Origin of the sequence: Sphingomonas sp. Leaf25, from assembly GCF_001421635.1 — a bacterium.
Classification (GTDB): Bacteria; Pseudomonadota; Alphaproteobacteria; order Sphingomonadales; family Sphingomonadaceae; genus Sphingomonas.
In genome coordinates, this window is sequence record NZ_LMKU01000012.1 from 167,265 (window position 1) to 192,815 (window position 25,551).

Here is a 25,551-nt window from a genome sequence, read left to right on the forward strand (position 1 = left end):
CGTTGGTTCGTTTCCCTCGAATACGTTGCGATAGGGCAACGGTTCCGTATGGCGGATGAACGACACGCTGGAGCCGGCTGGGCCTTTGGGCTTGCATTGCGCGAGCGTATCGGTTTGTATGGAACGAAGCAAGAACGGGGCAGGTGGTATGGCGCGGTTGAACTATCTGGAACTGCCGGTCGCGGCGACGGGGGCGGCCAAGGACTTTTATGCGGCGGCGCTGGGCTGGTCGTTCACCGATTTCGGGCCGGATTACGCCGCGACGACCAGCGGCGATACCGACGTCGGGCTGGACGCCGACACGGCGCTCACCACGCTGCTGCCGGTGATCGAGGTCGACGATCTGGAGGCGACGCTGGCGGCGGTCGAGGCGGCGGGCGGCGTGGTGGTGCAGCCCATCTTCGCCTTTCCCGGCGGGCGGCGGTTCCACTTCCGCGATCCCGACGGCCATGTGCTGGCGGCGATGGTGGCAGAGGCGTGACAGCGGGCCGATCACTGCGATAGGTTGTAGCGAACAACCCGGGGGATTGGCATGATCGGGACGATGATGGCGCTGGTGCTGGGCGTGCAGGCGGCGGGGGCGGCCGACCTGCGCCAGCCGGGCAATGTGGTGAGCGCGTTGCAGGCGGCGGGCTATAAGGCGCAGTTGAAGCTCAACAAGGCGGGCGAACCCTTCATCGAAAGCGCGACCAACGGCGACCCGTTCACCATCGACTTCTATGAATGTGACGGATTGAAGGACTGCAAGTCGATGCAGTTTTCGTCATGGTACAAGAAGGAGCCGATCTTCACCCCGGCGGTCGCCAACGAATGGAACGCCAAGCGGCGCTTCCTGAAGGTCGCGGTCGATTCTGACGGCGACATGCGCCAGTTTCTCGACGCGACGGTGGTCGGCGGCATGAGCCAGGCGCAGTTCGCCGAGGTCGTCCAGTGGTATAGCGACATGGACGGCATGTTCGCGACGTTCCTGAAAGAGAAGCGCGAGGCGGCGAAGGGCAAGGTTGCGGGTAAATAGGCGACCTTGAAATTTGATCCTTCCACCTCGCAACAGGCGTCAGCCCAGCGAAAGCTGGGATCTCTTCGTCGTAGCACGCAGCAGGAGCCGCTTGAGGCCCCCAGCCTTCGCTGGGGCGACGCTTTTGATCAGGTGGATAAGATTCTACCGTTCCAGCAGGCGCGGCATCAGTTCGACGAAGTTGCAGGGGCGATGACGGATGTCGAGCTGTTCGGCGAGGATGCCGTCCCAGCCGTCCTTGACCGCGCCGGTGGAGCCCGGAAGCGCGAAGATATAGGTGCCGCGCGCGACGCAGGCGGTGGCGCGCGACTGGATGGTCGAGGTGCCGATCTTGGCGTAACTTTGCCAGCGGAAGAGTTCGCCGAAGCCGGAGATCAGCTTGGTCGCGACCGCCTCGACCGCTTCGGGGGTCACGTCGCGGCCGGTGACGCCGGTGCCGCCGGTGGTGATGATACAGTCGACCGCCGGATCGTCGATCCACGCATGGAGCCGTGCCACGATCGTCTCGACATCGTCGCGGACGATCGCCCGGTCGGCGAGGACATGGCCCGCGCCCCCGATCCGTGCGACGAGCGTGTCGCCCGAGCGATCCTCCGCCAGTCCGCGCGTGTCGGAGACGGTCAGGACGGCGATGCGGACGGGAACGAACGCCCGGCTTTCGTCAATTGGCATCGGCCACCCGGGTCGCGCGGTTGGCGACGACGCGGACGGCGGCGGCACCGGGGAGACCCGGGAATTTCGGCCACATCCCCTGCGCCAGCGCCGAGCGGCTGGCCGAGGGCTTGCCCGCCTGTTTCTCGTACATCCAGTAGTTGCGCAGCACCGTCATCACATAGCCGCGCGTTTCCCAATAGGGGATCGATTCGATGTAGAGCAGCGGATCGCCACCGTCGCGCGATTGCAGGTTCCATGCCTCGACCGGGGTCGGCCCGGCGTTGTAGGCGGCGATGACCTTGGGCAACAGCCCGCCGGTGAACGGCCGGTCGCGCAACTGCTCCAGATAGCCTTGGCCGACCGCCATGTTGATCTGCGGTTTGGCCAGCGACGCCTTGTCGAGCGTCAGGCCGTGGGCACGGGCATAGTCGGCGAGCGCGCCGGGACGGACCTGCATCAGCCCCTTGGCCCCCGCCGGGCTGACGACGTCGGCATCGAAGCGCGATTCCTGCAACGTGTGAGCGAACACCAGTGCCTTGTCGACGCGCCAGCCGCCCTCGGGCGTCCAGTCGGGCGCGGGATAGCGTGCTTCGGCCAGCGGACGTGCGCCCTGCGGGCCGTTGTGCGACAGCCACAGTTGCGTTGCGGGGAGGTTCAGGTTGCCCGACAGGCGAGTGAGCGCGGCATAATCGTCGGCGCCGCCGATCCGCGCCTGATGGCGCAGCACCCGGTCGGCCAGCGCATCCTCGCCGACCTCGACCAGCGCCGCCGCGACCTTGACGTTGGGGCGGCGTTCGAGCGCGCGCCAGTCGGCGGTAACGGGGGCGGCCTTCTCACCGCGCCCCTCGATCAGCCCCAGCGCCTGACGCGAGAGCAGCCCGTAATAGGTTTCGCCATATTGCGCGGCGGTCTGCAACCGGGCCTGCACCAGATCGGGCCGGCCGCAGGCGATGTCGGCGCGCGTCGCCCAATAGAGCCCGGCCGAGCGCAGTTCGGTGTCGGCGGCGCGCTGCGCAACGCTGGCGAAGGCGTTCTGCGCGGCGGCGCAATCCTGCTGCCGCCATGCCGCCAGCCCCTGCGTCCAGTCGGCCTGCGCCGCCCAGTCGCCTTGCCCACGCTGGGCGATGGCCGACAGGCGGCGGGCGTTGGCATCGTCGCCGCCGACGAAATAGATCCACGCGACACGGCCCTGCATTTCGGTGAGGGCTTCGGGGGTGAGGTCGGCGGCGCGGGTGGCGATCAGCGCTTCGGCGGCGGCGCCGTCGTCGGCCTTCACATAGGGTTTCATCGCCTCCAGCAACTGCGCGGCGGCGGTATCGCTGCGCACCGCGCGGGCGCGAACGCGCACCGGGGCGGCATCGAACCAGATCAGGCGCTGCTGCGCGGGAAGATCGGGAAGGGTGTCGGCGCCGCGCACCTTCGCCAGACGGGCGAGGTCGGGGGCCTGCGGCAGATCGGGGGCTTGCGTGAGCAGCGCCATCAGTTGCGGCAGTTCAACCTTCGGCGAACCCTTGGCCATGAACAGTTCGGCGCGGGCGACGGCGTGGAGCGGCCCGGGCTTCATCGCGTTCAGCCGCAATTGCGCATCGGCCCATGCGCCGGAGCGGATCGCGGCGAAGACCGCGCGATACGCCTCGCGATCCTCCGGGCTTAGTTGCGGCGGGATGCGCGGTTCGGCGGCGGCGACGGCGGATCCGCGTCGGGGCGCGTCGTCGTCGGCCCGCGCGGGGGTCGACAGGGCGGGCAGCATCAGCGCCGCGAACACGAAGGGAGCAAGCTTCACGTGTCGGTTTCCCTGATAAGCAACTGCAGGTCGCGCCACACCTCACCCTTATATTGCGGTCGGTCGAGCAGGAACCGCGGATGAAGGGTGGCGACAGTCGGGCAGGATATTCCGCCATGGTTAAGATCGCGTAAACCACCGCGCCGCCCGTCGGGGCCGAGCACGGCATGGCACGCCTCGCGCCCGAACAGCAGCAATTGCTGCGGCTGGGCGAGGGTGACGAGGCGGCGGGTGAGGTCGTCGAGCGTATCGAGCGCGTTGAGCGGAATGCGCCCCGACAGCGGCCGGGCGAGCGCAACGCCGACGATGGCGACGCTCGCGCGAGACTGGCCGATCGCGATCAGCATCCGGTCGAGCAACGTGCCGACCGGGCCGGTCATCCAGCCCGATTCGGACGTATCGCTTTCCTCGGGCAGATCGGTGACGATCAGCAGCGGCACCCCCGGCGCGATGGCGAGCGGCACTACGGCCGCGTTCCACGCCGCTTCGGGCGCGTTGTCGCCGCCGCGCCACGCCAGAAAGGCGTCGAGCGTGTCGGGCGGCAGGTCGGGCGCGGCGAGCGCGGTCGCCGCGACGGCGGCGGGGGTCGCGGCCGGCCGGGGGGCCGCGAACCAGTCGCGCGGATCGTCCTCGACCAGTACGTCGACGCCCGCGTCGCGCCACCATTCGAGGGTGCTCGCCGCCGCTTCATGCCAATCGATATGCTGGTCCGCCCCCATCGCGCCGTTAAGGCGGTCCTTGACCTCCCCGTCAATCTGCCCAAATCGGGTACAAGGACAAGCCGTTGCAGCGGCGCGACGACAGGGGTCGGCGCGGGGCCGCCCGAGAGGACATGAGAGAGATGAACGAACGGGAATCGATGCCCTATGACGTCGTGATCGTCGGCGCGGGGCCGGCCGGCCTTGCCGCCGCGATCCGGCTGAAACAGGTGGCAGCGGAAACCGGCGAGGAAATCGCGGTCTGCGTGCTGGAAAAGGGATCGGAGGTCGGCGCGCACATCCTGTCGGGCGCGGTGTTCGATCCGCGCGCGCTCGACGAGCTGTTGCCCGACTGGCGGACACAGGGCTGCCCGATGGCCGAGGTGCCCGTCACCGAAAACCATCACTGGCTGCTGACCGAGCAGGACAGCAGCGAGGTGTCGCACCGCATCCTGCCGCCGTTCATGCAGAACAAGGGCACCTATACCGGATCGCTCGGCAACCTGACCCGCTGGCTGGCGGAACAGGCCGAGGGGCTGGGCGTCGAGATCTTCCCCGGCTTCGCGGCCGCCGAAATCCTCTATCACGACGACGGATCGGTGAAGGGCGTCGCGACCGGCGACATGGGCGTGGCGCGCGACGGGACGCGCAAGCCCGACTGGCAGCCGGGGCTCGAACTCCACGCCAAATATCTGTTTCTGGCCGAGGGGGTGCGTGGGCACCTGTCGAAGCAGATCATCCGCAGCTTTGATCTGGCGAAGGACAGCCAGCCGCAGGTGTACGGTCTGGGCATCAAGGAATTGTGGGACATTCCGGCGGAGAACCATATGGCCGGCCGGGTGATCCATACGCAGGGCTGGCCGCTCAGCGAAACGCGCGGCACCAATGGCGGCGGGTTCCTGTATCATCAGGCGAACGGGCAGGTGGCACTCGGGCTGGTGACATGGCTCAACTATGCCAATCCGCACCTCTCGCCATTCCACGAGATGCAGCGGTGGAAGACCCACCCCGCCATCGCCGCGATCCTGAAGGGCGGCAAGCGCGTGTCCTATGGCGCACGGGCGATCAACGACGGCGGGTGGCAGTCGGTGCCCAAGCTCACCTATCCCGGCGGGGTGCTGATCGGGTGTTCGGCGGGGTTTCTGAACGTGCCGCGGATCAAGGGCATCCATACCGCGATGAAGAGCGGCATGATGGCCGCCGAGGCCGCGTTCGCCGCGATCCGCGACGGCCGCTCGGGCGACGAGCTGACCGCGTACACCGCCGCCTATGAGGCGAGCTGGGTGTATGAGGAACTGCGCAAGGTGCGCAACGTCGTGCCGCTGGTGAAGAAGTTCGGCGATTTCGTCGGATCGGGAGTCGCCAATGCGACGATGTGGGCGGAACATTGGGGCCTGCGGATGCCGTTCACGCTCGGCCATCATCCCGATCACGAAAGCCTGTGGCGCAAGGATCAGGTGAGCGCCCCGGTCTATCCGAAGGCCGATGGCGTGCTGAGCTTCGACCGGTTGTCGTCGGTGTTCCTGTCGAACACCAACCACGAGGAGGACCAGCCGGTCCACCTGACGCTGAAGGACCCCAACGTGCCGGTCGAATACGACCTGCCGCTGTATGACGAACCGGCGCAACGTTATTGCCCGGCGGGGGTTTACGAAATCGTGGGGGCGGACACCGATCAGCCGAAGTTCGTCATCAACGCGCAGAACTGCGTCCATTGCAAGACGTGCGACATCAAGGACCCGACGCAGAACATCAACTGGGTCGTGCCGGAAGGCGGCGGAGGACCGAATTATCCGAACATGTAGCTTGGCGCTGATCGCCGCCGCACTCGCGGCGGTGCCGGCCTATGCCGATGTGCCGCGCGGCAACGCCGACGGCGCACTGTCCGCCTATGTCCGCGCCCGTGCGGCGGACGATGCCGGACAGGTCGGCGTGGCGGCGGCAGGCTATGCCGCCGCGCTCGCCGCGCAGCCGGGCGATCCGGTCATCGCGGTGCGCGCGCTGCGCGAGGGGCTGGCGAGCGGCGACCTGCCGCTGGCGCGGCGGGCGGGCGCGGTGCTGCGCGCCGCCGATGTCGCGCCGGCCGACATCGAACTGCTCGCCTTCGCCGATGCGCTGGTCGCGCGTGATGCCGCCGGACAGCGCGCGGCGCTGGCGCGGTTGCAGGGGACGCCGATCGCGTTCCTCGCCCCCATGATGGCGGCATGGACCGGCGCGGCGACGCCGGCGGAGGCCGAGGCGAGCGGCGGGGCGATCGCGCGGCGCTATGGCGCCGAAAACCGCGCGCTGCTGCTGCTGGCCGACCGGCGGACGGTGACACAGGGCGCGGCGGCGGTGCGCGCCTTGCTCGGCAGCGACGGCCGCAACCTCGACCTGCGGTTCAACGCCGCGCAACTGCTGGCCAATGCCGGGGAGCGCGATGCGGCGCGGGCGTTGCTGGCGGGTAACGATCCGGTGCTGGCGCGCGCCGCCGCGACGATCGGGCGGGGCGAGAAGGGCGATGCGCGCTTCGGCGTTTCGCGGCTCTATGCACGGATGGCGGGCGACTTGTCGGCGGAGGGGACCGAGCCGCTGGCGATCCTGCTGGCGCGCGCCGCGCTGGTGCTCGATCCGGGCTATCACCGCGCGCGCCTCGCGCTGGCGGATTCGCTGGCGCGCGAAGGGGCGAGCAGGGCGGCGCTGGCCGAACTGTCGGTGATCCCGCCCGACGATGTGTTCAACCCCAGCGCGGTGGCGCTGCGCATCGCGTTGCTGCAACGTGGCGGCGACACGGCGGCGGCGACGCAACTTGCGCGGGTGCAGGCGACGACCCAGCCCACCAATATCGCGGCGCAGCGGCAATATGCCGACCTGCTGCTCGACACCGGCCAGCCACGCGAGGCAGCGGCGGCCTATGCCGCGACGATCGAGCGCGCCGGGGCGGGGGCGGAATGGACGCTGTACCTGCAACGCGGCGCGGCGCTCGATCAGGCGGGCGACTGGGCGGCGGCGCGGCCGATGCTGGCGCGCGCGGTCGAACTGGGGCCCGACGAGCCGGCGGCGCTCAACTATCTGGGCTATGCCGACATCGAACATGGCGGCGACGTGCGCAAGGCAACCGCAATGCTGGAGCGCGCGCATGCCCTGTCGCCCAAGGACCCGGCGATCGCCGATTCGCTCGGCTGGGCGAAGTTCCGGCAGGGCGATCTGGCGGGCGCGCTGCCGCTGATCGAGGGCGCGGCGCGGCAGGCCCCCGACGATGTCGAGATCAACGAGCATCTCGGCGACCTGTATTGGGCGGCCGGGCGACGCTACGAAGCACGCTATGCGTGGCGCGCGGCGGCGGTATCGGCGAGCGAGGCGGACGCCGGGCGGCTGGCGAACAAGGTTGCGAACGGCCCGGCTTCGTAGCAAGCGCGGGGACGATGATCGTCGAACCGGCCCCCGCCAAGCTGAACCTCGCCCTGCACGTCCGCGCCCGGCGCGACGATGGCTATCACGAGCTGGAAACGCTGTTCGCGTTCGTGACCGATGGCGACCAAGTGACGATCGCCCCCGCCGACGTCGATTCGTTCGCGATCACCGGGCCGTTCGGCGCGGGGCTGGCGGGGGAAGGCGATAATCTCGTCACCCGCGCGCGCGATGCGTTTCGCGCGGTGTTCGGCGAGGGTCGCCCTTTTGCGATTACGCTCGACAAGCATCTGCCGGTCGCCTCGGGCATTGGTGGCGGATCGGCCGATGCCGCCGCGACGCTGCGGGCGATGGCGCGTGGGGCGGGCGTGGCGGCGGACGATCCCCGGCTGATGACCATCGCCGCCGCGCTCGGCTCCGACGTGCCGGCCTGTCTGGTCGGGCGGACGATGATCGGGCGCGGACGCGGTGAGCGGCTGGAGCCGATCGAGGCACCGCATTGGCCGGTGCTGCTGGTGAACCCCGGCGTCGCGGTGTCGACGGCGGCGGTGTTCGCCGGCTGGGACCGGATGGATCGCGGAGCGCTGGAGCAGGGCGATGTGCTGACGATCGCGCTGGCCGGGCGCAACGACCTCGAAGCGCCGGCGCGGGCGCTGGCCCCGGCGATCGATGCGGTGCTGGCGCTGCTGGAGGCGCAGCCGGGGGTCACGCTGGCGCGGATGTCGGGATCGGGGGCGACGTGCTTCGCGCTGTTCGCCGATGCTGCCGACTGCCGGGCTGCCGCCATCGCGGTTGCTAGTGCGCAGCCGGGCTGGTGGTGTCTCGAAACGGCACTCGCGTGACAGCGATCTGTATCGATACGGGACGGCCCCCGCGTCGCCCCGCAGGGCAAGGCATCTGGCCCGATCCTTGCTGGGATTTCCATGCGGATCAGACGCCAGGAGCGGGACGTCCGTGGACGGCCTCGTCAGACGCCGTCCGCCCTGTCGGGCACGGCGCATGACGGTCGCCGCGACGATCGATGGCGGCGACCGCAGCCTGTTGCTGCTGGCCGACCATGCCGGGGCCGGCGTGCCCGACGGTATCGCCATTCCGCCGCACCTGCTCACGCTGCACGTCGGGGTCGATCTCGGCACCGACGCGCTGACCCGCGCGCTGGCCGAACGGCTGGACGCGCCGGCGATCCTCGGCACCGTCTCGCGCCTCGTCATCGATCTCCACCGCGAGAGCGATCATCCCGGGCTGATCCCGGTGGTGTCCGATGGCCATGCGATTCCGGGCAACGTCGGTGCCGACCGGGTCGATCACATCGCCCGGTTCCATGCGCCCTATCATCGTGTGATCCGCGCGGCGGTGCGTCGCGACCGGCCGCGCCTGATCGTCGCGATTCACAGCTTCACGCCGCGCCTCGAAACCGGCGGCGGCCCGCGGCCGTGGGAAGCCGGCATCCTTTATGGCCGCGACGATCGCGCGGCGCGGCCGGCGCTGGCCTTCCTGCGTGAGCAGGCCATCGTCACCGGCGACAACGAACCCTATTCCGGCCGGCGGCTGAACGCGACGCTCAACCGCCATGCCGTGGCGCAGGGCATCGCCTCGCTCTCGGTCGAGGTGCGCAACGACCTGATCGCCGACGCCGCCGGGGTGGCGCGCTGGTGCGATCTGCTCGCGCGGATGGTCGCGCGGGTACGTAATTCTCTTGCGCTCGAAGGGGGCTTGGCGACATAGGCTGTCGCCCATGACCCAGAACTTCGACAAGTCGCGGCTGCCGAGCCGCCATGTGTCCGTCGGCCCCGAACGCGCGCCGCATCGCTCCTATTATTACGCGATGGGCATCGCCGAAGAGGATATTGCCAAGCCGTTCGTCGCGCTTGCCTCCGCCGGCAACGACAGCGCGCCATGCAACACGACGCTCGATTTCCAGGCCGATGCCGCGCGTGCCGGCGTGGTCGCGGGCGGCGGCATGCCGCGCCGCTTCAACACCATCACCGTGACCGACGGCATCGCGATGGGCCATCAGGGGATGAAATCCTCGCTGGTCAGCCGCGAGGTGATCGCCGATTCGGTCGAACTGTCGGTGCGCGGCCATTGCTATGACGCGCTGGTCGGCTTCGCCGGGTGCGACAAGTCGCTGCCGGGCATGATGATGGCGATGCTGCGCCTCAACGTGCCGTCGATCTTCGTCTATGGCGGGTCGATCCTGCCCGGCCGGTTCGAGGATCGCGATGTGACCGTCGTCGACGTGTTCGAGGCGGTGGGGCGCTATGCGGCCGGCACGTGTCCGCTACACGATCTGACCGCGCTCGAAAAGGTTGCCTGTCCGGGCCACGGTGCCTGCGGTGGACAGTTCACCGCCAACACCATGGCCTGCGTCGGCGAGGCGATCGGCCTGTCGCTGCCCAATTCGAACATGACCCCCGCCCCCTATCGCAGCCGCGAAGAAATCGCGGTCGCGGCGGGCAAACAGGTGATGGAGCTGGTCCGCCTCAACCTGCGCCCGCGCGACATCGCGACGCGCGCCGCCTTCATCAACGCCGCGCGCGTGGTGGCGGCGACCGGCGGCTCGACCAACGCGGCGCTGCACCTGCCGGCGATGGCGAGCGAGGCGGGGATCGATTTCGACCTGTTCGACGTGGCCGAGGCTTTTAAATCAACGCCCTACGTCGCGGACCTCAAGCCCGGCGGCAAATATGTCGCCAAGGATATGTACGAGGCCGGCGGCGTCTACATGCTCATGAAGACGATGCTGACCAACGACCTGCTCGACGGCAACTGCATGACCGTTACCGGCAAGACGCTGGGCGAGAACATCGACGAAGTGACGTGGAACCCCGATCAAAAGGTGATCTACGACGTGAAGACGCCGCTGTCGCCGACCGGTGGCGTCGTCGGCTTGCGCGGCACGTTGGCCCCGAACGGCGCGATCGTGAAGGTCGCGGGGATGAAGCGGTTGCAGTTCACCGGCACCGCGCGCGTGTTCGATTGCGAGGAGGATGCCTTTGCCGCCGTCGAGGCGCGCAGCATCACCGAAGGCAGCGTGCTGGTGATCCGCTACGAAGGGCCGAAGGGTGGCCCTGGCATGCGTGAGATGCTGTCGACCACCGCCGCGCTCTATGGCCTCGGCATGGGCGAGAGCGTAGCGCTCATCACCGACGGGCGCTTCTCGGGCGCGACGCGCGGCTTCTGTATCGGCCATGTCGGACCGGAAGCGGCAGAAGGCGGACCGATCGCGCTGGTCGAGGATGGCGACATCATCACCATCGACGCCGAGGCGGGGACGATCGACCTCGACGTCGCGCCCGATGTGCTGGCGGAGCGGCGCTCGCGCTGGCAACCGCGCGTCAACGACTATCAATCGGGGGCGCTCTGGCGCTATTCGACGACGGTCGGTCCCGCCTGGCAGGGGGCGGTGACGCACCCGGGGGCGAAGGCCGAACGTCATGTCTATGCGGATATTTAACGGTCTTGCCGTCGCCCTGCTGCTTGGCGGGTGCGGCGGCGGTACGGCCGACACCGGCGTGCTGGCCAATGTCGAGGCCGAACAACGCGCGGCGGCCGAGGAAAGCGGGCTGATCGAATGTTCCCCCGGTGCCGATGCGCCGTTCGCGCGGGACTGCACGATCGAACAGACCGCGTCGGCGGAGGGTACGATGCTGACCGTCCACCAGCGCGACGGGGCATTCCACCGCCTGCTCATCACCCGCGACGGTCGCGGCGTGGTGGCGGCGGACGGATCGGAAGCGGCGAAGGTCGCCATATTGGGCAAGGACCGGATCGAGGTCGCGATCGGCGGCGCGCGCTATCGCCTGCCCGCCACGGTCGGACCGGTGGCGAAACGGTGAACCGCCTGCCATCCGCCGCGCCGATCCTGTCGGCGGCGGCGATGCGCGACGCCGAGGCGGCCGCCTTTGCCGCCGGGGTCGATCAGGACGATCTGATGGAGCGCGCCGGTCTTGCGGTGGCGCAGATGGTGCAGCGCGTGGCGATGGGGCGCGAAGTACTGGTGCTGGCGGGGCCGGGGAACAATGGCGGCGATGCCTTTGTCGTTGCCCGGCTGTTGCATCAATGGGGCCATGACGTTACCGTCGCGGCGCTGCCCGGCAGCGGCGAGGGCAGCGCGGCGCAGATGCGGGCACGCTGGCGCGGTCGCACGACGCCGCTGGCCGAGGCGCCGCCGGGCGCGGTGGTGGTCGATGGCTTGTTCGGCACCGGGCTGAACCGGCCGCTGGTAGCGGAGGTCGCCGCGCCGCTCGCCGCGCTGATCGTGGCGGCCGAAACGGTCGTGGCGATCGACGTGCCGAGCGGGTGCGACGCCGATGCGCGGCAGGACCTGTCCGGCGCGGCGCGCGCCGACGTCACGGTGGCGCTCGGTGCGCTCAAGCCGGTTCACAGCGCCGATCTGGCGCGGTGCGGGACGGTGGTGCTGGCCGATCTTGGCATCGACCTGCCCGACGCGATCCGCACCATCGCCCGGCCGGTCATCGCCGCGCCACAAGCCGACGCGCATAAATATCGTCGCGGGCTGGTCGCCGTGCTGGGCGGGGCGATGCCGGGGGCCGCGCGACTGGCGGCGCGGGCGGCCTTGTCGGGCGGGGCGGGCTATGTCGTCCTTGCCGGTGAAGGGATGCCGGGCGAACCCGATGCACTGGTCCATCGCCCGGTGGACAGCGACGCGGCGCTGGCCGAACTGGTGGGTGACGATCGGCTGGCGGCGCTGCTCGTCGGGCCGGGGCTGGGTCGCGATGCGGCGGCATGGCGGTTGATCGATGCGGCGATGGCGAGTAGCGCGCCGCTGGTGCTTGACGGCGATGCGCTGTCGCTGCTGGGCAGCGACGGGGTCGGCCGGATCGTGCAGCGACGCGGGCCGACATGGCTGACACCGCATGCCGGAGAGTTTTCGCGTATGTTTCCAGAACGATCGGGCAACAAGCTCGAAATGACGATAGCTGCTGCCAAGGCGGCACGGGCGACGATCGTCCACAAGGGACCCGACACCGTGATCGCTACGCCTGATGGCCGAGCCGTCGTCGCGGCGGGTGCGTCGTCGTGGCTGTCGACGGCGGGAACGGGCGACGTGCTCGCCGGTATCCTCGCCGCGCGACTGCGGCCGGGGCAGGCGGCGGCGGCCGAACAGGCGGTGTGGCTGCATGGCCGTGCCGCGCGCCTCGCCGGGCCGGCGTTCGTCGCCGATGCGCTGATCGACCATCTGCCGGCGGCGATTTCCGAATGTCGCTAGACGGCGACGTGATCGTCCGCGTCGCGGCGAAGGGCGACGGGGTGACCGCCGATGGCCGCCACGCGCCGCTGGCCGCGCCCGGCGACCGCTTGCTCGGCGACGGCACGCTGATCGCCGGCCCGCATCGGCAGGTGCCGCCGTGCCGCCATTTTCCGGGCTGCGGCGGATGCCAGTTGCAGCACCTCGATGCTGAATCCGAAGCCACATTCGTGACCGAACGGGTGCAGGGCGCGCTGACGGGACAGGGGCTGTCCGCCACCGTCCGTCCCGCGCTGCTGTCGCCGCCGCGCACCCGGCGGCGGGCGACGCTTCACGCCGAACGGCGCGGGCGGCAGGTGACGCTGGGGTTCAGCGAGGGTGCCAGCCACCGGATCATCGACCTTGCCGAATGCCATATCCTGTTGCCGTCGCTGTTCGCGGTCGTCGCGCCGCTGCGCACGTTGCTGGCGACGGCGCTGAAGGACCGGTCGCGCGCCGACGTGCATCTGGCGCAGGTCGATCAGGGGGTCGATGTGTTGATCGCCGGGCCGATCGCCGATGGGCTGGCGGCGGCCGAGGGGCTGACGCGGTTCGCGCAGAGCCATGGGCTGGCACGGCTGTCGATCGACGACGGCTATGGCGCGGAGGCACGCTGGGAGCCCGAGCCGGTGACGATCACGCTGGGCGGCGTGCCCGTGCCGTTCCCGGCGGGCAGTTTCCTGCAAGCGACGGCGGACGGCGAGGCGGCGCTGGTCGCGGCGGTCGACGCGGCGATTGGCAGCGCGGCGATCGTCGCCGATCTGTTCGCCGGGCTCGGCACGTTCACCTTCACCCGGCCGGCGCGGACGCGGGTCTATGCCGGCGAGGCGGGGCGTGAGGCGATCATGGCGCTCAAGGCCGCTGCCGGGCGCGCCGGACGGGTGGTCGCCGCCGACCACCGCGACCTGTTCCGCCGCCCGCTGACCCCGGCGGAGGCCGAGCGGTTCGATGCGATCATCCTCGATCCGCCGCGCGCCGGCGCGCGCGAGCAGGCGACGACGCTGGCGCAGGCAAAGACGCCGGTCATCGCCTATATCTCCTGCAATCCCAGCAGCTTCGCGCGTGATGCGAAAATGTTGTGCGAAGGCGGCTACCAGCTCGACTGGGTGCAGCCGGTCGGCCAGTTCCGCTGGTCGACGCATGTCGAGCTGGTCGCGCGGTTCGTGCGCGACGATGTCACCCCGGATAGTCCGCGCCGGTAAAGAACAGCCCGTCGGGCGGCGCGTTCAGCCACAGCGCCGAACGGTCGCGCGCGGCAAGGATCGCGGCGAGGTCGTCGGGGGTGCGGCGACCCTGCCCGACCAGCGCGAGGCAGCCGACCATCGATCGCACTTGATGATGCAGGAACGAGCGCGCGGCGGCGTGGATGCTGATCGTGTCGCCGTCCTGGGTCACCGCCAGCCGGTCGAGCGTGCGCAGCGGACTGTCCGCCTGGCAATGCGCCGAGCGGAAGGTGGTGAAGTCGTGCCGCCCGACCAGCCGCTGCGCGCCTGCCGCCATCGCCGCCATGTCGATCGGCTGCGGCACCCGCCATGCGAGGCCGTGGGTGTGGGTCAACGGTGCGCGACGGTTGACGATGCGATAGACATAGGACCGACGCATACACGAGAAGCGCGCGTGCCAGTCGTCGGCGACCACCCGGCAATCGAGGATCGCGACCGGATCGGGCCGGAGGCAGGCGTTCAGCGCCTCCATCAGCCGGAACGGTGCGATCGCCTTGGCGACATCGGTGTGCGCGCGCATCGCGGTGGCGTGGACCCCGGCGTCGGTACGCCCGGCGGCATGGACGGTCGCGTCCTCGCCGGTGATTTGGCGCAGCGCCCGTTCGATCGCGCCCTGCACGCTGGCGCCTTCGCTCTGCCGTTGCCAGCCGACGAAGGGGCGGCCGTCATATTCAACGACCATCGCGAAACGGGTCATGCGATGCGCGTGCCCGCCGGGATCGGAAAGCCGCGCAGCATCTCTTCGGCCGAGGTCGCGCTGCGCCCCGCGCGCTGGACCACGGTCGGGATCAGCACGCCTTGCGCACAGGCGATCTCCAGCGCGCCGCCAACGACGGTGCCGGGTTCCGCCCCGGCGGTGTCGGGATCGGCATGGGCGGAGAGCACCTTGATCCGCTCGCCGTTCACCTCGAGAAACGCGCCGGGGGCGGGGTTGAACGCACGCACTTGCCGCTCGACCTGCACCGCGCTGCCGTCGAAGCGCAGCCGCGCTTCGGCCTTGTCGATCTTCGGCGCATGGGTCATCCCCTCGCTCGCCTGTTCCACCGGGGGATAGCGATCGGGATCGGCCAGCACCTCCAGCATCAGCCGCGCGCCCATCGCGCTCAGTTCGTCTGCCAGATCGCCGGCGGTCTTGCCGGCAACCGGGGTGCGACCCTCCAGCCGGACCGGCCCGGTATCCATCCCGGCCGCCATCTGCATGATGCCGACCCCGGTTTCCTCGTCGCCGGCAAGGATCGCGCGCTGGATCGGCGCGGCCCCGCGCCAGCGCGGCAGCAGCGAGCCATGGACGTTGAGACAGCCGAGCCTCGGCGCGTCGAGCACCACGCGCGGCAACAACAGACCGTAGGCGGCGACCACCGCGACATCGGCGTTCAGCGCCGCAAACGCCGCCTGTTCGTCCGCTCCTTTCAGGCTGACCGGGGTCCGCACCGCGACGCCCAACTGCTCGGCGAGCCGCTGGACCGGCGAGGGGGTCAGCGCCTTGCCCCGCCCGGCACGGCGCGGTGGCTGGCTATAGGCCGCGACGACAGTATGGCCGGCATCGACCAGCGCCTGAAAAACCGGCACCGCAAACTCGGGCGTGCCCATGAAGATGATCCGCATGACCGCCTCTCGACACCGTGGCGCTCGGGGTTGCAACCCCCTATCTTGGGAGCGATGGCTTCTCCCGAAATCGATGCGCTGACCCAGGCGCTGTCCCGGCTTCCCGGGCTCGGTCCCCGTTCGGCGCGGCGCGCGGTGCTGCATCTGGTCAAGAAGCGCGAGACGGCGCTCGATCCGCTGCTGGTCGCGCTCGACCGGGTGGCGCGGCGGCTGGCGACCTGTTCGACCTGTGGCAACGTCGACACGACCGATCCGTGCGCGGTCTGCACCGATCCCCGGCGCGACGACCGGTCGCTGTGCGTCGTCGAGGAGGTCGCCGATCTGTGGGCGCTCGATCGCTCGCGGTTGTTCCCCGGTCGCTTCCATGTGTTGGGCGGACGGCTGTCGGCGCTGGAAGGCGTGCGCCCCGACGACCTGTCGATCGACGCGCTGGTTGCGCGGGTCGCGGCCGGCGGCATCGACGAGGTCGTGCTGGCGATGAACGCCACGCTGGAGGGACAGACGACGGCACATTACATCGCCGAGCGGATCGAGAAATATCCGGTGCGCCTGACCCAGCTCGCCCACGGCCTGCCGGTCGGTGGCGAACTCGATTATCTCGACGAAGGGACGCTGGCGCAGGCGCTGCGCGCGCGCCGTCCGGTCGCTTGACGGCCGGGGATATGCTAGTAGCTAGAGCGCTATGGCTATTCTTCCGATCATCGAGATTCCCGATCCCCGCCTCCGCCTCGTTTCCGAACCCGTCGAGGGGCTGACCGACGAGGTCAAGACGCTCATCGCCGACATGTTCGAGACGATGTACGACGCGCCGGGCATCGGTTTGGCGGCGATCCAGGTCGCGGTGCCGTGGCGCGTACTGGTGATCGACCTGCAGGAAGAGCAGGACGAGGAGGGCAAGCCGGTCAAGGCCCCCCATGCGTTCGTGAACCCCGAGATCGTCGAGACGTCGGAGGAACAGTCGGTCTATCAGGAAGGCTGTCTGTCGATCCCCGAACAGTTCGCCGATGTCGTCCGCCCCGAACGGTGCCGCGTGACGTGGACCGACCAGAACGGCGACGCGCATGACGAGTGGCTCGACGGGCTGATGGCGACGTGCCTCCAGCACGAGATGGACCATCTGAACGGCGTGCTGTTCATCGATCACCTGTCGCGGCTGAAACGCGACATGGTCATCAAGAAGCTGAACAAGGCGCGCAAGGCGGCGTAACGCCGGTTCATCTGCGTCATTGACCATTGACGTCACCCCGGCGAAAGCACGGTACTTCAACGGCAAAAGACCCCAGCCTTCACCGGGATGACGCCGTGGGTAAGTGCGCTCGAAGCGACGAACCGAACTCCCGTCACCTTGTCGGTAGGAAGGAGGGCGGGTAGGTTCCCCGTCCGTTCCACCCGGAGTATCGCATGGACCCCGTATTGTTGCTCGTCGTCGTTGCCGTCCTGCTGGCCGGGCTTGCCATCGGCTGGCTGGCGGGCAGCCGACAGGCACAGCAACTGCGCGAGGATCGCGACCGGCGCGAGAATGATTTCAAGGCGGCGATCGCCGATCTGGCGCTGGCCAGCGAGCGGGCGAAGGAAGTGCCGGCACTGCGCGAGGAACTGGGCGAGATCCGCGCCGATCGCGACGCGCTGCTGATCGACCATGCCGCGCTGAAAGCCAATGCCGCCGCGTTCGAACAGCGGCTGACCGAATTCAAGGATGCGCGCGAAGCGATGGCGGCGCAGTTCCGCGAGACGGCGCAGGTGATGCTCGACGGCGCGCAGCGCGCCTTCCTGACCCGCGCCAACGAACGCTTCGCGCAGGCCGGCGACACCAACGAGATGAAGCTGAAGGCGCTGCTGGCCCCTGTCGAGGCGACGCTGAAACGCTATGAGGCAAGCATCGGCAAGGTCGAGGGCGAGCGGCAGGAAGCCTATGGCACGCTGAAGGGCCTGATGGATGCGATGCGCATCGGCCAAGAATCGGTCAAGAGCGAGGCGGCCAAGCTGGTCAACGCGCTGCGCTCCGCCCCCAAGGCGCGGGGGCGCTGGGGCGAACAGCAACTGCGCAACGTACTGGAAACGTGCGGGCTGGCCGAACATACCGATTTCCAGATGGAAGTGTCGGTCGACCACGGCGAAGGCCGGCTGCGCCCCGATGCGATCGTCAAGGTGCCCGGCGGCAAGAGCCTCGTCATCGACGCCAAGGTGTCCCTGAACGCCTATCAGGACGCGCATGGCGCGGTCGACGAGGGCGAGCGCGCCGCGTTCATGACCGCGCATGTCGCGTCGATGAAGAACCATGTGAACGCGCTCGGCGCCAAGAGCTATCAGGCGCAGTTCGAGGATACGCCCGACTATGTCGTGATGTTCGTGCCCGGCGAGCATTTCCTCGCCGCCGCGCTGGAGCATGCGCCGGACCTGTGGGACTATGCGTTCGACCGCCGCGTGCTGATCGCCACGCCGACCAACCTGATCGCGATCGCCCGTACCGTCGCGGCGGTGTGGCGGCAGGAGAATCTGGCGGGCGAGGCGCGACAGATCGGGCAGTTGGGGCGCGAACTACACGCCCGCCTCGCCAAGATGGGTGAGCATATCGCACGGCTCGGCAAGAATCTCGAAGGGGCGAACACCGCCTACAACGCTTTCGTCGGCAGCCTCGAATCGCAGGTGATGACCTCGGCCAAGCGGTTCGAGACGCTGAACGTCGATACCGGCGGCAAGTCGATCGACCCGCTGCCGATCGTCGAACAATCGCCGCGTCCGCTCACCAAGCTGGCGGTGGCGATCGCCGAGGCGGAAGAGGCAAGGGCGGAGTAGGGCCGCTATGCCGCGCCCATCCTCCCCTCCCTGAGAAGGGAGGGGTCGGGGGTGGGTTGGGTGGTTGTGGCAGAGCAACCTTCCCTCGCGGGCCGGGGCCNCTCCCTTGTCAGGGAGGGGAGGCGAGATGTGACCGGCGTCACCCTTCTTCCGCCGCGCCCAGCACCAGCCCGATCGTCACCGCCGCGATCCGTGCCGCCATCAGTGCGCACAGCCGCTGCGGATCGTCGCGCGCAGGGACATATTCGGCCAGCACCAGCCCGGCGATCGTGCCGCGTTCGGCCAGCGCGCGCAGCAGCAGCACGACCTCCTCATAACGCAACCCGCCCGGTGTCGGCATCGCCACCGCCGGAAACGCCGCCGGGTCGATCCCGTCGCAATCGATCGACACCAGATAGCGCCCGCCCGCCGGCACCTGGTCGATCGCCGCGTCGATACCGTGGCGGATCAGGTCATAGGCGGTGACGATCCGGCTGCCCCATGCCCGCGCATCGTCGATCTGCCACGCGCCGCCGCTGCCCAGCCCGCGGATGCCGATCTGCACCATGCCCGTCACATGATCCATCTCGGCCAGCCGCCGCATCGGCGAGCCATAGCCGTTCGGCTCGTTCAGGATCACATCGCCCCAGTCGACATGCGCGTCGATCTGCACGACGGTCAGCGGTCCGGCATCGGCGAAGCCGGCGGCGACCGGGATCGGCACCGAATCATCGCCACCCAGCACGATCGGCACCCCGCCCGCCGTCAGCACGGCGCGGGTCGCGGCGGTGATGCGCTCGCGGTTGCCGGCCGCATCCTCGGGCGTCGTCGCGACATCGCCCGCGTCGCAGGTGCGGCGAAAATCGTCCGGGTCGGGGAAGGGGGTGAAGCCCAGATCGAAATCGATCTGCGACAATTGCCGCGCGAAGCCCAGTGATGCGCTGCGGATCGCCGCCGGGGCGTCGGCTGAATGGCTGGGGTCGGCGCTGTTGTACGGGGTCGCCTCGCTCGCGCCGAACACCACGACGCTGGGGCGGTCCAGCGTGTCGAGGTCGGCGGCGGGCAGGGCGGCGAAGGTCGGGCGGGTCATGGCGCATGCAATGCACCGCTTGCTCAAAGGTTCAGGGGCGATGCTGTCCCAGCACGGTATAGGCCATCACCGCCGTGGCCACCGCCGCGTTCAGGCTGTCGGCGCGGCCCAGCATCGGCAGCTTGACCAGCAGGTCGCATTCGGCGGCCATGTGCGGCGGCATCCCCTGCGCCTCGTTGCCGGTCAGCAGGAAGGTGGGGTCGCCATAGCTCGCCGCGCGATAGTCGTGGTCGGTATCGAGGCTCAACCCCACCAGCATTCCCGGGCCGGCGCGCAGCCAGTCGCGGAAGGTCGCCCAGTCGGCCCGCGCCACCGCGACGGTGAAGATCGCACCCATGCTGGCGCGCACCGCCTCGACCGAGAATGGATCGACGCACTCGTCGATCAGGATCAGCCCGCCCGCCCCGGTCGCATCCGCCGTGCGCAGGATGGTGCCGAGGTTGCCCGGATCGCGCAGCCGTTCGGCCACCAGCCACAGCGAGGCGTTGCGCCGGTCGATCGCGGTCAGGGCGGTCGAGAATTCGTCGTACACACCGACGACCGCCCCCGGATTGTCCTTGCCCGACAGCTTGGAGAGGATGTCGACGGTGGTGGCGATGGCGATTCCGCCCGCCGCCTCGGTTTCCTCGATCAGCGTTTCGAGCAGCGGATGCTTCTCGTCGCTGGCGTAGAAGAGTTCGGCGGGGAGCCAGCCGGTCTCGCGCGCTTCGGTGAGGATGCGTAGGCCCTCCGCCAGAAACCGGCGCTGTTCACGGCGGTGGCGCTTCTCGCGCAGCAGGCGGGCGGCCTTGACGATCGGATTGGAATAGGCAGTGATTTCACGCGGCATGCGCGCCGGTTAGCGCAAAGCCTGTTCCGCGTCGATCGAATCGAGAATGCGCGCGCCGGCCATGAACACCGCGATCGGGCACACCGCGAACAACAGCCAGCCGCCGATGCCGGGATAGAGCTGGACATAATGCAGCCCACGTTCGACCGCGCCGACCGCAAGGCCATAGATGACGAGGAACGCCTCGAACTTGGACTTGATGGTGAACAGGCTTTTGAGGCGGTCGAGCATGATTCACCCCTCTGCAAATCCTGTACCATCCGCAGATACCCGCCATTTCGACGGTCGGCAACATGGTTAAATGTCAATTAACCCGACAAGGTCGAGTGCTTCGTACAGCGCGATCCGCGCTGCCTCGATCCTTTCGATCAGCGCCGGATCGCCGATGTCGCCCGGCGCGATGCGTTCGGGCCAGTATGCCTCGATGACCGCCGCGATCCGGTCGAGCTTCGCCTCGTCGACCATAAAGCGCGGATCGATGTTCGCCGGATCGGCGACGACGCGCAGCCGCAGGCAGGCGGGGCCGCCGCCATTGGCCATCGATTCGCGCACATCGACGACCTCAAGCCGCCGGATCGGCCCGTTGCCCGCGACTAGTTCGGTCAGCCATGCCCAGACCGACGGCGTCTCGCGCGCCTCGGCGGGCAGGACCAGCGCCATGCCCCCGCCGCCGGGCAGCGTCACCAGTTGCGCGTTGAACAGATAGGAGGCGATGGCGTCTTCCAGCGAGACGCGCGCGGCAGGCACCTCGACGATCTCGACCGACGGCATCGCCGCGCGCAGGTCGGCGAAAAAACCGTTGCGGTCCTCGAACGCCTGCTCGTGCGCGAACAGCACGCGCTCGTTGGCGACCGCGACGACATCGTTGTGAAACGCGCCGGCGGCGATCGCCGCATCGGACTGGCGGACGAACAATGTGCGGGCGGGATCGAGCCGGTGGGTCCGCGCCGTCGCCTCGCTGGCGACACGGTGCTGCCGCGCGGGGAACGGACCGCCGCCGACGCCATAGACGAACACCTCGACGCCCGGCGCATCGTGGGCGTAGCACAGCCGCATGTGATTGGCTGCGCCCTCGTCGCCGAACGGTGCGGGGACCGGGCTGTGGACTGCGAACGCCGGATCGGCGAAGGCGGTGCGCAGTTGCGCCAGCGTCTGCGGCCATTCATGGCTGCGATGCGGCATCGTCACCAGATTGGCGACCGACAGGTGGCAGCGCCCGTCGCCGCAATCGGGCGCGGGCGAGACGGTCGCGGCATTGGCCGCCCACATCGCCGACGCCGACAGCGCCTGCGCCTGCAACTCCGGCGCGGCATCGGCATAATCGATCGACAGCGCTTCCAGCCAGCGCCGGTCGGGCCGGGCATGCGGCAGCAATATGCCCTGCGTCAGCCCCAGCGCGAGGTTGGCGCGCATCTTCGCCACCCCCTGCAACGCGGCGGCGCGCGGCCGCGAAACCGCGCCCGCGTTGCGGGTCGCGGCGAGATTGCCGTGGCTCAGCCCCGCGTAATTGTGGCTCGGCCCGATGATGCCGTCGAAACTGATCTCGCTCAGCATCTCAGCGCTCCACATGATGCAGGGTCGCGCCAATGTCGACGCCGAGCGCGCGGGCGGCTTGCGGGTCGATCGCGATGCCGTCGCCGCGCAGCGTCACCTCGCCCAGACAGGCACGGAAGTCGCCCAGCCGCCCGGTCGACAGGATCGATGGCGCGCCGCCGCCCGCGACCTCCACGACCTTGCCCTCGCGCCGGTCGCGCACCGTAGCGATCTGGTCGGTCCGCGCGGTCATCGACGGGCCGCCGTCGAAGATGTCGACGTATTTCTCATAGGCGAAGCCTTCGTTCTCCAGCATCCGCATCGCCGCGCGCCCGGTCGGGTGGGGCAGGCCGACGACGCAGCGCGCTGCTTCCGGCAGCATCGCGATATAGACCGGGTGGCGCGGCATCAGGTCGGCGATGAACTGGTTACCGTGGATCGCGTTGAACTGGTCGGCATCCTGAAAGCTCATGCCGAAGAACCGCCCGGCGACCCCATCCCAGAACGGCGATCCCCCCGCCTCGTCAATGATCCCGCGCAGTTCCGCCAGCACCCGGTCGGCGAAGCGCGCGCGGTGCCGGGCGATGAACAGATAGCGCGAGCGGGCGAGCAGCAGCCCCAGCCCGCCGGCGCGCTCACCGGGATGGAGGAACAGCCCGCCGACCTCGCTCGACCCCTCCAGATCGTTGACGAGGTTGAGGATTTCGGCACGGAACGTCCGCCCCAGCGCCTCGCTGTGCTTGGTCAGCGTGGCGACGCGATAGGAATAGAACGGCCAGCGCTGGCCGACCTTGGTGAAGATCTGCGACGTGCCGCGCACCTCGCCGGTGTCGATATTCTCCAGCACCAGCACGAACGCCTCGTCGCGCGGTTCGTCCTCGTCATGCGCGAAGGCGAGCGTACTGCGTTCCAGCTTGGCGATCAGCGCGTTGCGATCGGGCGGCAGGTTGGTGAAGCCGCCACCGGTCAGCTTGGCCATCTCGTAGAGATATTTCAGATCGTCTTCGCGCGCGGCGCGGATGCGGAACGTCACAGGCCCCCCTTGCGCGCGATGCGCGATATGGCGACCGCCGACAGCGCGGCACGTTCGGCCAAGCTGTCGACGATCATATATTCGTCCGGCGAATGGATCGCGCCGCCGCGCACCCCCATGGTGTCGATCACCGCCACCCCTTGCGCGGCGATGTTGTTGCCGTCGCACACCCCGCCGGTGTCCCGCCATTGGATCGGGATGCCAAGGTCGCTACCGGTCGCCTGCACCAGCGCGAACAGCTTCACCGCTGCGGCATCGATCGGTTTGGGCGGGCGGTTGAAGCTGCCGTGGCGGGAAATGGCGACGTCGCGCGCCTCGGCAACCCCGGCGATGATGCGGTCGATCGCCGCGTCGGCGCGGGCAATGTCGGCGGCGGCCTTGGGTCGGAAGTTGACGCGCAGCACCGCATGGTCGGGCACGACGTTGTTTGGCCCGCCGCCATCGATCCGCGCGGGATTGACCGCCAGCCCCGGTCCACCTTCCGCCGCCAGCCGCAGCGCGAGATCGGCGGCGGCGACCACCGCGTTGCGGCCTTCCTCCGGGTTGCGCCCGGCATGCGCGCTGCGCCCGGTGACGGTCAGCGAGAAATTGCCGGTGCCGCCGCGCGCGCCGGCCAGCGTCCCGTCGGGCAGCGCCGGTTCATAGGTGAAGGCGGCGACCTTGCCCGCCGCATGGGCCTCGATCAGCGCGGCGGAGGCGAACGACCCGGTTTCCTCGTCGGAATTGATGACCACGTCATAGCCGAAGTCCGCCGTCGGCCCGCCCCGCTCAATCGCGCCCAGCGCGGCGAGCAGCACCGCCAGTCCGCCCTTCATGTCCGCCGCGCCGGGGCCGTTCAGCACGCCGGGTTCACGGTAGCGCGCCTCCTGAAACGGATGATCGACGCCATACACCGTGTCCATATGGCCGGTGAACAGCATCCGGCACGCCGCCTGCGGGCGGACGCGCAGCAGCAGGTGGCGGCCATGGTCGATCGCCCGCACCCGCCCGTCCGGCTCGACCGCATCGACCGGGGCGGGGTCGACCAGCGTCAGTTCGCCGGGCAGGACCGCGAAGGCATCGGCCAGCAATCCAGCCATCCTCGCAAGGCCCGGCAGGTTGCGCGTCCCGCTGTTCACCGCGACCCAGCGTTCGACCGATCGCAGCATCGCAGGCCCGTCGATATGCTCGATCAGCCGCCGTTCGTCAGACGATACTCTCTCCATGGGAGAGGGGTGTAGCCTGCCTAGAAGGCGTAGACCAGCGATGCCCGTCCGGTGGTGTCGGCGTTGACCCGCCCGGCGGGGGGCAGGCTTTCATACTGGATATTATAGGAAAACCGCGCCGACAGCGGCCCGAGCAGCTTGGCGTCGATCGCGGTCAGGCTGGTGACGGTGCTGTTCGCCGCCTGGAGATAGGCCGAGGTGTCCTGCCGCAGCGTCAGCGCCGAGGTCAGCTTCCAGTCGAGATCGACCGATCCGCGCCCCGCCAGGTTGCGCTCGACATTGCCGTCGGTGAAGGTCGTGTGGCGGAACGCCGGTCCGAGTTCGACGTCGAGCGTGATCGGTCCGCGCGCCAGCACCGTGTAACCCGCCCCGCCCGATGCCGAATAGCGATCGTGATAGCCGAAGAACTGGTCGGACTCATACTGCGCCGCGCCATAGACGTAGAGCCTGTCGTCGACCTTGTAGTTCGGTTCGAACGCCGCGAGATAATGTTCGCGGGTGGTGACGTTGTTCGTCTCCTGATAATCCGCCTGCAACTTCAGCTTGTGCCGCCAGCGATAGCCTTCGCGCGACAGGTCGAGCACGCCGGTGACGCCGAGCGTGTTCGAATTGCCGCCGTTGATCCACCCGCCGATCTCGGCCCGCCCTTTCAGCAGCGCGCCGAACGAGGCGGTGCGCAGCAGCTTGACGTTCTTTTCGCTGCGTTCGGACGTATAATGCGACGCCAGTTCGGCGATCTTCTGCGAATGTTTCGGCGCCGCCTTGCGCGCGTATTTGACGATGGTGGCGACGTCGCCGTCGTTGCCCGACGCCATCGCCTCTTCCAGCATCGTGCGGATCTCGATCGGCAGATCGGGTTCCGGCGGCAGGTCCGCATAATAGGCGCCGAGCGGCAGCAGGAACAGGGGGTTGGGCATCGCCACTCCGCTATAGCCGATCCGCTTGCCGCAGCGTGAACGCTCCGTCGTGGTTCAAGGGCGGCTCACCGGTGCAGGTGCGAGGAAAAGGCAGCGATCACCGCTTCGTACAGCGTCTTCTTGAACGGCACGATCATCGTCGGCAGGTCGGCGGGATCGGCCCAGCGCCATGCGCGGAATTCGGGTTCGGGCGTCTGGATATCGATGTCGCCGTCGTCGCCGTCGAACGCGAACAGGAACCAGCGCTGGCGCTGGCCGCGCCATTTGCCCTTCCAGATGCGGCCGATCATATCGTCGGGCAGGTCGTAGAACAGCTCGTCGGGCGCCTCGGCGATCAGCCGGACCTTGGTCGCGACCACCCCGGTTTCCTCGCGCAACTCCCGCACGGCGGCGTCGAGCGGTTCCTCGCCGGGATCGATCCCGCCCTGCGGCATCTGCCACGCCTCCAGCGTCGAATCGAGCCGCTGGCCGACGAAGATTTGCCCGTCACGGTTCATCAGCATGACGCCGGCACAGGGGCGATAGGGGAGGGTGGTCTTGTCCATGTCGG

26 protein-coding genes are annotated in these 25,551 nt (G+C 69.1%); 13 read left to right on the top strand and 13 right to left on the bottom strand.

Annotated elements, in window-relative coordinates; translation table 11 throughout:
* Positions 1 to 148 precede the first annotated feature (148 nt).
* Positions 149 to 481 carry a VOC family protein gene (locus ASE78_RS05405; protein ID WP_056494260.1) on the top strand — a complete coding sequence of 111 codons (333 nt, stop codon included), beginning with the start codon at positions 149 to 151 and terminating at the stop codon, positions 479 to 481.
* Positions 482 to 532: 51 nt separating this feature from the next.
* Positions 533 to 1,015, top strand: a complete 483-nt coding sequence (locus ASE78_RS05410; RefSeq protein ID WP_056494263.1) for a YbjN domain-containing protein — start codon at positions 533 to 535, stop codon at positions 1,013 to 1,015.
* Positions 1,016 to 1,159: 144 nt separating this feature from the next.
* Here ASE78_RS05410 and moaB read toward each other — a convergent pair whose 3' ends face one another.
* From moaB to ASE78_RS05425, 3 genes are read right to left on the bottom strand one after another with little or no spacing between them, the layout of a single operon-like run.
* Positions 1,160 to 1,687 (bottom strand): molybdenum cofactor biosynthesis protein B, encoded by a 528-nt coding sequence (gene moaB / locus ASE78_RS05415; protein ID WP_056494266.1) that lies wholly within the window; start codon positions 1,685 to 1,687, stop codon positions 1,160 to 1,162.
* A complete protein-coding gene (locus ASE78_RS05420; RefSeq protein WP_056495218.1) occupies positions 1,677 to 3,419 on the bottom strand; it encodes a lytic transglycosylase domain-containing protein in 1,743 nt (580 codons plus the stop codon). Before ASE78_RS05420 ends, moaB begins: the two co-directional genes overlap by 11 nt.
* Before the next feature lie 29 nt (positions 3,420 to 3,448).
* On the bottom strand, positions 3,449 to 4,171 hold the full coding sequence (locus ASE78_RS05425) for a uracil-DNA glycosylase family protein (protein WP_056494269.1): 723 nt from the start codon (positions 4,169 to 4,171) through the stop codon (positions 3,449 to 3,451).
* A gap of 122 nt (positions 4,172 to 4,293) precedes the next feature.
* Here ASE78_RS05425 and ASE78_RS05430 point away from each other — a divergent pair, with 122 nt between their 5' ends.
* The 8 genes from ASE78_RS05430 to ASE78_RS05465 all read left to right on the top strand — a co-directional run bounded on the left by ASE78_RS05430 (position 4,294) and on the right by ASE78_RS05465 (position 13,993).
* The gene (locus ASE78_RS05430; RefSeq protein ID WP_056494272.1) at positions 4,294 to 5,955 is read left to right on the top strand and encodes an electron transfer flavoprotein-ubiquinone oxidoreductase; all 1,662 of its coding nucleotides are present in this window, start codon (positions 4,294 to 4,296) and stop codon (positions 5,953 to 5,955) included.
* 1 nt (position 5,956) lies between these two features.
* Positions 5,957 to 7,540: a tetratricopeptide repeat protein gene (locus ASE78_RS05435; protein WP_056494275.1), complete on the top strand. Its 1,584-nt coding sequence runs from the start codon at positions 5,957 to 5,959 to the stop codon at positions 7,538 to 7,540.
* 14 nt (positions 7,541 to 7,554) lie between these two features.
* Positions 7,555 to 8,382: a 4-(cytidine 5'-diphospho)-2-C-methyl-D-erythritol kinase gene (locus ASE78_RS05440; RefSeq protein ID WP_056494278.1), complete on the top strand. Its 828-nt coding sequence runs from the start codon at positions 7,555 to 7,557 to the stop codon at positions 8,380 to 8,382.
* A 157-nt stretch (positions 8,383 to 8,539) separates the two neighbouring features.
* Positions 8,540 to 9,265, top strand: a complete 726-nt coding sequence (locus ASE78_RS05445) for an N-formylglutamate amidohydrolase (RefSeq protein ID WP_056494281.1) — start codon at positions 8,540 to 8,542, stop codon at positions 9,263 to 9,265.
* 10 nt (positions 9,266 to 9,275) lie between these two features.
* Complete coding sequence (ilvD, locus tag ASE78_RS05450; RefSeq protein WP_056494283.1) at positions 9,276 to 10,997, top strand: dihydroxy-acid dehydratase; 1,722 nt, start codon at positions 9,276 to 9,278, stop codon at positions 10,995 to 10,997.
* Positions 10,978 to 11,379, top strand: coding sequence for a hypothetical protein (locus ASE78_RS05455; protein WP_235514885.1), 402 nt, complete (start codon positions 10,978 to 10,980; stop codon positions 11,377 to 11,379). The genes ilvD and ASE78_RS05455 overlap by 20 nt, the downstream gene beginning before the upstream one ends.
* Complete coding sequence (locus tag ASE78_RS05460) at positions 11,376 to 12,773, top strand: NAD(P)H-hydrate dehydratase (protein WP_321163085.1); 1,398 nt, start codon at positions 11,376 to 11,378, stop codon at positions 12,771 to 12,773. Before ASE78_RS05455 ends, ASE78_RS05460 begins: the two co-directional genes overlap by 4 nt.
* A complete protein-coding gene (locus ASE78_RS05465; protein ID WP_056494285.1) occupies positions 12,764 to 13,993 on the top strand; it encodes a class I SAM-dependent RNA methyltransferase in 1,230 nt (409 codons plus the stop codon). Before ASE78_RS05460 ends, ASE78_RS05465 begins: the two co-directional genes overlap by 10 nt.
* On the opposite strand, the gene truA is transcribed toward ASE78_RS05465, so the two are convergent.
* Both truA and fmt read right to left on the bottom strand, forming a co-directional pair.
* Positions 13,968 to 14,711 carry a tRNA pseudouridine(38-40) synthase TruA gene (gene truA, locus ASE78_RS05470; RefSeq protein WP_056494289.1) on the bottom strand — a complete coding sequence of 248 codons (744 nt, stop codon included), beginning with the start codon at positions 14,709 to 14,711 and terminating at the stop codon, positions 13,968 to 13,970. The genes ASE78_RS05465 and truA overlap by 26 nt on opposite strands.
* Positions 14,708 to 15,619 carry a methionyl-tRNA formyltransferase gene (gene fmt / locus ASE78_RS05475; protein WP_056494291.1) on the bottom strand — a complete coding sequence of 304 codons (912 nt, stop codon included), beginning with the start codon at positions 15,617 to 15,619 and terminating at the stop codon, positions 14,708 to 14,710. Before fmt ends, truA begins: the two co-directional genes overlap by 4 nt.
* 54 nt (positions 15,620 to 15,673) lie before the next feature.
* Between fmt and recR the strand changes: the two genes are divergently transcribed.
* The 3 genes from recR (at position 15,674) to ASE78_RS05490 (ending at position 18,415) form a co-directional block, all read left to right on the top strand.
* Positions 15,674 to 16,270, top strand: a complete 597-nt coding sequence (recR, locus tag ASE78_RS05480; RefSeq protein ID WP_055755829.1) for a recombination mediator RecR — start codon at positions 15,674 to 15,676, stop codon at positions 16,268 to 16,270.
* A gap of 31 nt (positions 16,271 to 16,301) precedes the next feature.
* On the top strand, positions 16,302 to 16,826 hold the full coding sequence (gene def, locus ASE78_RS05485; protein WP_056494294.1) for a peptide deformylase: 525 nt from the start codon (positions 16,302 to 16,304) through the stop codon (positions 16,824 to 16,826).
* Positions 16,827 to 17,020: 194 nt separating this feature from the next.
* Entirely contained in the window at positions 17,021 to 18,415 is a 1,395-nt protein-coding gene (locus ASE78_RS05490) for a DNA recombination protein RmuC (protein WP_056494297.1), read from the top strand.
* 139 nt (positions 18,416 to 18,554) lie between these two features.
* Here ASE78_RS05490 and ASE78_RS05495 read toward each other — a convergent pair whose 3' ends face one another.
* The 8 genes from ASE78_RS05495 to ASE78_RS05530 all read right to left on the bottom strand — a co-directional run bounded on the left by ASE78_RS05495 (position 18,555) and on the right by ASE78_RS05530 (position 25,546).
* Positions 18,555 to 19,484 carry an arginase family protein gene (locus tag ASE78_RS05495; RefSeq protein WP_056494299.1) on the bottom strand — a complete coding sequence of 310 codons (930 nt, stop codon included), beginning with the start codon at positions 19,482 to 19,484 and terminating at the stop codon, positions 18,555 to 18,557.
* Between the two features lie 31 nt (positions 19,485 to 19,515).
* Positions 19,516 to 20,313: a TrmH family RNA methyltransferase gene (locus tag ASE78_RS05500; protein WP_056494301.1), complete on the bottom strand. Its 798-nt coding sequence runs from the start codon at positions 20,311 to 20,313 to the stop codon at positions 19,516 to 19,518.
* Positions 20,314 to 20,322: 9 nt separating this feature from the next.
* Complete coding sequence (locus ASE78_RS05505) at positions 20,323 to 20,544, bottom strand: hypothetical protein (protein WP_055755839.1); 222 nt, start codon at positions 20,542 to 20,544, stop codon at positions 20,323 to 20,325.
* A gap of 66 nt (positions 20,545 to 20,610) precedes the next feature.
* The gene (locus tag ASE78_RS05510; protein ID WP_056494303.1) at positions 20,611 to 21,867 is read right to left on the bottom strand and encodes an N-succinylarginine dihydrolase; all 1,257 of its coding nucleotides are present in this window, start codon (positions 21,865 to 21,867) and stop codon (positions 20,611 to 20,613) included.
* A gap of 1 nt (position 21,868) precedes the next feature.
* The gene (locus tag ASE78_RS05515) at positions 21,869 to 22,879 is read right to left on the bottom strand and encodes an arginine N-succinyltransferase (RefSeq protein WP_056494305.1); all 1,011 of its coding nucleotides are present in this window, start codon (positions 22,877 to 22,879) and stop codon (positions 21,869 to 21,871) included.
* Positions 22,876 to 24,084 carry a hydrolase gene (locus tag ASE78_RS05520; protein ID WP_056494308.1) on the bottom strand — a complete coding sequence of 403 codons (1,209 nt, stop codon included), beginning with the start codon at positions 24,082 to 24,084 and terminating at the stop codon, positions 22,876 to 22,878. The genes ASE78_RS05515 and ASE78_RS05520 overlap by 4 nt, the downstream gene beginning before the upstream one ends.
* Before the next feature lie 20 nt (positions 24,085 to 24,104).
* The gene (locus ASE78_RS05525) at positions 24,105 to 25,001 is read right to left on the bottom strand and encodes a YdiY family protein (RefSeq protein ID WP_056494311.1); all 897 of its coding nucleotides are present in this window, start codon (positions 24,999 to 25,001) and stop codon (positions 24,105 to 24,107) included.
* Between the two features lie 65 nt (positions 25,002 to 25,066).
* Positions 25,067 to 25,546, bottom strand: a complete 480-nt coding sequence (locus tag ASE78_RS05530) for an RNA pyrophosphohydrolase (RefSeq protein WP_056494314.1) — start codon at positions 25,544 to 25,546, stop codon at positions 25,067 to 25,069.
* Positions 25,547 to 25,551 lie beyond the last annotated feature (5 nt).

Coding starts and splice junctions, on each gene's coding strand:
- ASE78_RS05405 (WP_056494260.1), top strand. CDS start 149: ATGGCGCGGTTGAACTATCTGGAACTGCCGGTCGCGGCGACGGGGGCG.
- ASE78_RS05410 (WP_056494263.1), top strand. CDS start 533: ATGATCGGGACGATGATGGCGCTGGTGCTGGGCGTGCAGGCGGCGGGG.
- moaB (WP_056494266.1), bottom strand. CDS start 1,687: ATGCCAATTGACGAAAGCCGGGCGTTCGTTCCCGTCCGCATCGCCGTC.
- ASE78_RS05420 (WP_056495218.1), bottom strand. CDS start 3,419: ATGCTGCCCGCCCTGTCGACCCCCGCGCGGGCCGACGACGACGCGCCC.
- ASE78_RS05425 (WP_056494269.1), bottom strand. CDS start 4,171: ATGGGGGCGGACCAGCATATCGATTGGCATGAAGCGGCGGCGAGCACC.
- ASE78_RS05430 (WP_056494272.1), top strand. CDS start 4,294: ATGAACGAACGGGAATCGATGCCCTATGACGTCGTGATCGTCGGCGCG.
- ASE78_RS05440 (WP_056494278.1), top strand. CDS start 7,555: ATGATCGTCGAACCGGCCCCCGCCAAGCTGAACCTCGCCCTGCACGTC.
- ASE78_RS05445 (WP_056494281.1), top strand. CDS start 8,540: ATGACGGTCGCCGCGACGATCGATGGCGGCGACCGCAGCCTGTTGCTG.
- ilvD (WP_056494283.1), top strand. CDS start 9,276: ATGACCCAGAACTTCGACAAGTCGCGGCTGCCGAGCCGCCATGTGTCC.
- ASE78_RS05455 (WP_235514885.1), top strand. CDS start 10,978: ATGTCTATGCGGATATTTAACGGTCTTGCCGTCGCCCTGCTGCTTGGC.
- ASE78_RS05465 (WP_056494285.1), top strand. CDS start 12,764: ATGTCGCTAGACGGCGACGTGATCGTCCGCGTCGCGGCGAAGGGCGAC.
- truA (WP_056494289.1), bottom strand. CDS start 14,711: ATGACCCGTTTCGCGATGGTCGTTGAATATGACGGCCGCCCCTTCGTC.
- fmt (WP_056494291.1), bottom strand. CDS start 15,619: ATGCGGATCATCTTCATGGGCACGCCCGAGTTTGCGGTGCCGGTTTTT.
- recR (WP_055755829.1), top strand. CDS start 15,674: ATGGCTTCTCCCGAAATCGATGCGCTGACCCAGGCGCTGTCCCGGCTT.
- def (WP_056494294.1), top strand. CDS start 16,302: ATGGCTATTCTTCCGATCATCGAGATTCCCGATCCCCGCCTCCGCCTC.
- ASE78_RS05490 (WP_056494297.1), top strand. CDS start 17,021: ATGGACCCCGTATTGTTGCTCGTCGTCGTTGCCGTCCTGCTGGCCGGG.
- ASE78_RS05495 (WP_056494299.1), bottom strand. CDS start 19,484: ATGACCCGCCCGACCTTCGCCGCCCTGCCCGCCGCCGACCTCGACACG.
- ASE78_RS05500 (WP_056494301.1), bottom strand. CDS start 20,313: ATGCCGCGTGAAATCACTGCCTATTCCAATCCGATCGTCAAGGCCGCC.
- ASE78_RS05505 (WP_055755839.1), bottom strand. CDS start 20,544: ATGCTCGACCGCCTCAAAAGCCTGTTCACCATCAAGTCCAAGTTCGAG.
- ASE78_RS05510 (WP_056494303.1), bottom strand. CDS start 21,867: ATGCTGAGCGAGATCAGTTTCGACGGCATCATCGGGCCGAGCCACAAT.
- ASE78_RS05520 (WP_056494308.1), bottom strand. CDS start 24,084: ATGGAGAGAGTATCGTCTGACGAACGGCGGCTGATCGAGCATATCGAC.
- ASE78_RS05525 (WP_056494311.1), bottom strand. CDS start 25,001: ATGCCCAACCCCCTGTTCCTGCTGCCGCTCGGCGCCTATTATGCGGAC.
- ASE78_RS05530 (WP_056494314.1), bottom strand. CDS start 25,546: ATGGACAAGACCACCCTCCCCTATCGCCCCTGTGCCGGCGTCATGCTG.